Below are 5,470 nucleotides of genomic sequence, written 5' to 3'. Positions count from 1 at the left end.
CGGTAAGGGCGGCCGTCGACGGTCGCGGCGCCCGCGTCGGGGCGGTCGAGGCCCACGATCATGCGCATCGTGGTGGACTTGCCGGCGCCGTTCGGGCCGAGGAAGCCCGTCACGGCGCCGGGGCGCACCTCGAAGCTGATGTCGTCGACCGCCGTCTTCGCGCCGAAGCGCTTGGTCAGGTTCTGCACGGTGATCATGCGCTCCACGCTAGGGAGAGGCATCCGTCGCCCGCGTCGGAGCGGAGGCCGATCTTGCCGGCGCCGACGTCGTACCACGGTGCCACGCCGCGTCCGACCACGGACGGTCGATGCACGCACGATGGGCTCGGGTGGGAACCGTCTGCCGGCGTCGCGTCAGCGCGCTGCGACCACGGCGTTGTCGAGCTCGTCGAGGTCGACGCCCGGCCGCTCGTTCCGGTTGGTCATGAGCACGAAAGCGACTCCGGCCGACGGGTGCACCCAGAACTCGGTGCCCGCCCAGCCGCCGTGTCCGTAGGCATCGCGGTCGATCAGACCCGGCGCGCGGGTGCGGAGGTTGAAGGTGAAGCCCCAGTCCTGACCGCGCTCGGCGATGTACGGCTCGAGCCGGGGAATGTCGCCGGTCAGCGGCCGCAGCATCATCGCGAGCGTCGCCGGCTGCACGATCCCACCGGTCTCGCCGTGCCCGATGCGCAGCAGCGCCGAGCCGATCGCGAGCAGGTCGGCTGCGGTGCCGATCATGCCGGCGCCCGGATTGCGGTGACGGGCGAAGCTGCGCATGTCGAGGCCCTGTCGCTCGGCGTCCACGACGGCGTGCGGATCGACGGACGGGTCGAGGGTCAGGCCGGTCGCACCCACAGCTCCGGCCCACGCCGCGATGTCGGCATCCCACTCCTGTCCGGTGGTGTGCCGCACGAGCTCGGCGATGCCGTCGAACGCCACCGTCGAGTATCGCGACATCGCGCCGGCGACGAATTCGCGGCCGGGCGCGAGAAGCGCCGCCCGCAGCCCGTCCGGCGGATCGAGAGACGGCTCGCGGATGCCGGAGGTGTGGCTCACGAGATGCCCGAGACGCACGATGTCGTCGCGCGCCGCGCCGAACTCGGGAATCGCGGCCGAAAGCGGCGTCGCGGTGGTGAGAAGGCCCCGCTCGACGGCGCGCGCGGCCGTGAGCCCGGTCAGCACCTTCGTGATCGAGAACAGCCAGTACGGGTCGTCGGCCCGCGCCGGCCGGCCCTCGGTCGCACCGAACGCGTCGAGGGCGACGACGCCGTCGGCGGTCGCGATGCCCAGCACGGCGGTGGGCAGGCGCCCCGCGTCGACGTGTCGGCGTGCCCAATCGAACGCGGCCCCGTACTGACTCATCCATCTCCCCCGTCATCCGTCTGCGGTTGTCATTCTCTGTCGCGGCACACCAGACCTGCCCCGCGCCGCTGCAGGATTCTGGCGCCCTGCGGGGCGACGTTACCCGAGCTGACGCCGCGACGACGCGCGCGCCCGCGGCGCGTAGCGCTCCGGAGAGACGGATGCGGCAACCACGCGCCGCAGGTCCTCCAGCGTCGCGTCGGATCCGAACCAGCCCTGGGCCCGCCCCTGCACGAGCACATTGCCGAGAGCCGTCGCCTCGACCGGTCCCGCGAGCACAGGCAGTCCGGAACGGTCGGCCGTGGCCTGGCAGAGCAGGCGGTTCAAGGCCCCGCCGCCGACGATGTGCACGACGTCGATCTCGCGTCCGGTCAGCCGCGCCGCCGTCGCGACCGCGTCGGCGAACGCCTGCGCGATGCTCTCCACGATCGTGCGGGCGAATGCCTCCCGAGTGGTGGGCACCGCCGCGCCCGCCTCGTCGAGCACCGCCGCGATGCGTGCGGGCATGTCGCCGGGCGCCGACAGGCGAGGGTCGTCGGCGTCGAAGAGCGCGATCTCGCCGTCGACGGATGCCGCGGCATCCAGCAGTGCCGGAAGGTCGATGGGTTCTCCGTCCTCGGCCTCCCACGTGCGCACCGACTCGCTCAGCAGCCAGAGCCCCGTCACGTTGTGGAGGAACCTGACGCGTCCGTCGACGCCGCCCTCGTTCGTGAAGTTCGCCTCGCGCGCCTCGTCGGTGACGACGGGCTCGTCGAGCTCGACGCCGACCAGACCCCACGTGCCGCACGAGATGTAGGCGGCATCCGGCGTGCTGAGCGGCACGGCGACGACCGCCGAGGCGGTGTCGTGCGAGCCGACGGCGATCACCTCGAGCGGCGCGCCGACGCGTTCCCGCGCCTCGCCGCGGAGGGTGCCCAGGCGCTCGCCGGGGTCGACGAGCGGCGGAAGGACGGATGCCGGGACCCCCAGCCGTGCGATGAGCTCGGCATCCCACTCCCCCGCGCGGACGTCGACCAGGCCCGTCGTCGAGGCGTTCGTGCGCTCGGCGACGCGTGCGCCGGTGAGCAGGAACGCCACGAGGTCGGGGATGAGCAGCGAGACCTCCGCGTCGGGGAGCCGCTGCTCGACGGCGTACTGGTACAGGGTGTTGAACGGCAGGAACTGCAGGCCGTTGCGGCGGTACAGCTCCTCGAACGGCACGCGCGCATGCACCGCCTCGACGCCCTGCGCGGTGCGGTCGTCGCGGTAGTGGAACGGCTCACCGAGCGGCTCGTCGCCGTGCACCAGCCCGTAGTCGACGGCCCACGAGTCGATGCCGACGCTCGCGAGGCCGGGCTCGCGCCGCACGGCTTCGGCGAGCCCTTCGAGGATGTGACGGTACAGCGCGGTGAAGTCCCAGTGCAGTCCGTCGGGGCCGGGCACGGGACCGTTCGGGAACCGTGCGACGGCCTCGAGGCGCAGCATCCCGTCGTCGACGTACCCGAGCATGACGCGACCGCTCGTGGCGCCGAGGTCGACGGCCGCGACCACCCCGCCGGAGGTCATCGGAGGAACGCGGCTGCGACGCCGGAGTCGACCGGGATGTGCAGGCCGGTCGTGCGCGACAGCTCCGGGCCGGTCAGTACGAACACGGCGTCGGCGACGTTCTCGGGCACGACTTCGCGCTTGAGGATGGTGCGGTTGGCATAGAACTGGCCGAGGTCTTCTTCTTTGACGCCGTAGGTGGCGGCGCGGTTCGCGCCCCAGCCGGAGGCGAAGATGCCCGAGCCGCGCACGACGCCGTCGGGGTTGATGCCGTTCACGCGCACGCCGTGCTCGCCGAGCTCGACCGCGAGCAGTCGCACCTGGTGGGCCTGGTCGGCCTTGGTCGCCGAGTACGCGATGTTGTTCGGGCCGGCGAACAGCGAGTTCTTCGACGCGATGTAGACGATGTCGCCGCCGAGCCGCTGGTCGATGAGAATCCGCGCGGCCGCCTTCGACACCAGGAACGAGCCCTTGGCCATGACGTCGTGCTGGAGGTCCCAGTCTTTCTCGGTGGTCTCCAGCAGCGGCTTCGACAGCGACAGCCCGGCGTTGTTGACGACGAGATCGACGCCGCCGAACGCGAGCACCGCCTGGTCGAGCGCCGCCTGGACGGCGGCCTCGTCGGCGACGTTGGCAGCGACCCCGATCGCGACATCCGCGCCTCCGAGCTCGGCCGCGGCGGCCTGCGCCTTCTCGAGGTCGAGGTCGGCGACGACGACGCACGCGCCCTCGGCGGCGAGGCGGGTCGCGATGGCCTTGCCGATGCCGGATGCCGCGCCTGTGACGAACCCGATGCGCCCCTGGTGGGTCCTGGGCTTGGGCATACGCTGCAGCTTCGCCTCTTCGAGGGCCCAGTACTCGATGCGGAACTTCTCGGCGTCCGAGATCGGGGAGTACGTCGACAGCGATTCGGCACCGCGCATCACGTTGATCGCGTTGACGTAGAACTCCCCCGCGACCCGCGCGGTCTGCTTGTTCGCGCCGAACGAGAACATGCCCACGCCCGGCACCAGCACGATCAACGGGTCTGCGCCGCGGATCGCCGGAGACTGCGCGGTCGCGTGCGCGTCGTAGTACGCCTGGTAGTCGGCACGGTACTGCTCGTGCAGCTCCTTGAGACGGGCGACGGATGCCTCGACCGCCGCATCCGCGGGCAGGTCGAGCAGCATCGGCTTGACCTTGGTGCGCAGGAAGTGATCGGGGCAGCTCGTGCCGAGCTCAGCCAGGGCCGGCGCCTTCTCCGACGCGAGGAAGTCCAGCACTTCGGCCGCATCGGTGAAATGCCCGACCATCGGCTTGTCGGTCGAGGCGAGGCCGCGGATCGTCGGAGCCAGGGCCGCCGCGCGGGCGCGGCGCTCGGCATCCGCAAGCGCCTCGAAGCCGGCGCGCACGTCACCGAACGGCTCTTTCCTACCGTGCTCGTCGATGTACGCCTGCGCGGTCTCGATGATCCACAGCGAGTTGCGCTCGGACTCCTCGGAGGTGTCGCCCCACGCCGTGATGCCGTGGCCGCCGAGGATGCAGCCGATCGCCTGCGGGTTCCGTGCCTTGATCTCGGCGATGTCGAGGCCGAGCTGGAAGCCCGGGCGACGCCACGGCACCCACACGACTCTCTCGCCGAAGATCTTCGCGGTGAGCTCCTGGCCGTCGGCTGCGGTCGCGATCGCGATCCCCGAGTCGGGGTGAAGGTGGTCGACGTGCGCGGCGTCGACGAGGCCGTGCATCGCGGTGTCGATCGACGGTGCCGCGCCGCCCTTGCCGTGCAGGCAGTAGTCGAACGCGGCGACCATCTCGTCCTCTCGCTCGACCCCGGGGTAGACGTCGACGAGCGCGCGCATGCGGTCGAGCCGCAGCACCGCGAGGCCCTCGGGCTTCAGCGTGCCGAGGTCGCCGCCCGAGCCCTTCACCCACAGCAGCTCGACGGGCTCACCCGTGACCGGGTCGGTGTCGGTGCCCTTCGCCGACGTGTTGCCGCCGGCGTAGTTCGTGTTCTTCGGGTCGGCGCCGAGGCGGTTCGACCGCGCGATGAGGTCGGTGACGGCCTGGTTGGTCATGGTGTGGTTCCTTCGGAAGTCGCGGATGCGAGGTCAGGGGTGGAGAGAAGGTGCGCGAGGCGCGCGGCGAAGCGGTCGATGGTGACCGATGCCGCGGCCTCGTGCGGACGATTGAGATGGCCGTGCTCGGTGCCGGGCTCGGTGACGACCTCGACCGGGCGCCCCGCCGCCTGCAGCGTCGCGGCGAACGCCTCGCCCGAGACCCGGAGCTCGTCGACCTCGTCGTTCACGATCAGGGTCGGCGGGAACTCCGTGAGATCCGCGGGCGTGGCGAGGCCCGGGATCGCGCCGATCGGGCCGTCTTCGAGCGCACGGCCGAGGTAGTTCTCGTACATGGCGCGCACGGCGGCGAGCCCGAACCGGTCGGCCTCGGGGTTCGCGTCGAGCGCTGCCCGCAGCTCGGCGTCCGGCGCCGGCTGCTCGGCGAGGAGCGTGGGGTAGGCCAGGAGCACGACCGCAGGAAGCGTCGCGAACCCGCGCTCGAGAAGCCGCAGCGTCGCGCCTGCGGCGAGGTTGCCGCCCGCGCTCGCACCGCCCAGCGCGAGACGC

5 protein-coding genes are annotated in these 5,470 nt (G+C 71.8%); all 5 read right to left on the bottom strand.

Annotated elements, in window-relative coordinates; translation table 11 throughout:
• The coding region (locus tag EIO58_RS11870) for an ATP-binding cassette domain-containing protein (RefSeq protein WP_127819722.1) at positions 1-197 on the bottom strand (197 nt) is incomplete at its 3' end.
• Positions 198-353: 156 nt separating this feature from the next.
• Positions 354-1,343, bottom strand: coding sequence for a serine hydrolase domain-containing protein (locus EIO58_RS11865; protein ID WP_127819721.1), 990 nt, complete (start codon positions 1,341-1,343; stop codon positions 354-356).
• 99 nt (positions 1,344-1,442) lie between these two features.
• Complete coding sequence (locus tag EIO58_RS11860) at positions 1,443-2,888, bottom strand: rhamnulokinase (protein WP_127819720.1); 1,446 nt, start codon at positions 2,886-2,888, stop codon at positions 1,443-1,445.
• The gene (locus EIO58_RS11855; RefSeq protein ID WP_127819719.1) at positions 2,885-4,921 is read right to left on the bottom strand and encodes a bifunctional aldolase/short-chain dehydrogenase; all 2,037 of its coding nucleotides are present in this window, start codon (positions 4,919-4,921) and stop codon (positions 2,885-2,887) included. Before EIO58_RS11855 ends, EIO58_RS11860 begins: the two co-directional genes overlap by 4 nt.
• Positions 4,918-5,470 (bottom strand): alpha/beta hydrolase fold domain-containing protein (locus EIO58_RS11850; RefSeq protein WP_164861662.1); only part of this gene is annotated, 553 nt, incomplete at its 5' end. The genes EIO58_RS11855 and EIO58_RS11850, both read right to left, overlap by 4 nt.

It is taken from the genome of Microbacterium sp. CPCC 204701 (assembly GCF_004010105.1).
In the GTDB taxonomy this organism is placed as follows: Bacteria; Actinomycetota; Actinomycetes; order Actinomycetales; family Microbacteriaceae; genus Microbacterium.
Note: the sequence above shows the minus strand (reverse complement) of the source record. Positions and strands in the feature narration are given on the sequence as shown.

Coding starts and splice junctions, on each gene's coding strand:
- EIO58_RS11865 (WP_127819721.1), bottom strand. CDS start 1,343: ATGAGTCAGTACGGGGCCGCGTTCGATTGGGCACGCCGACACGTCGAC.
- EIO58_RS11860 (WP_127819720.1), bottom strand. CDS start 2,888: ATGACCTCCGGCGGGGTGGTCGCGGCCGTCGACCTCGGCGCCACGAGC.
- EIO58_RS11855 (WP_127819719.1), bottom strand. CDS start 4,921: ATGACCAACCAGGCCGTCACCGACCTCATCGCGCGGTCGAACCGCCTC.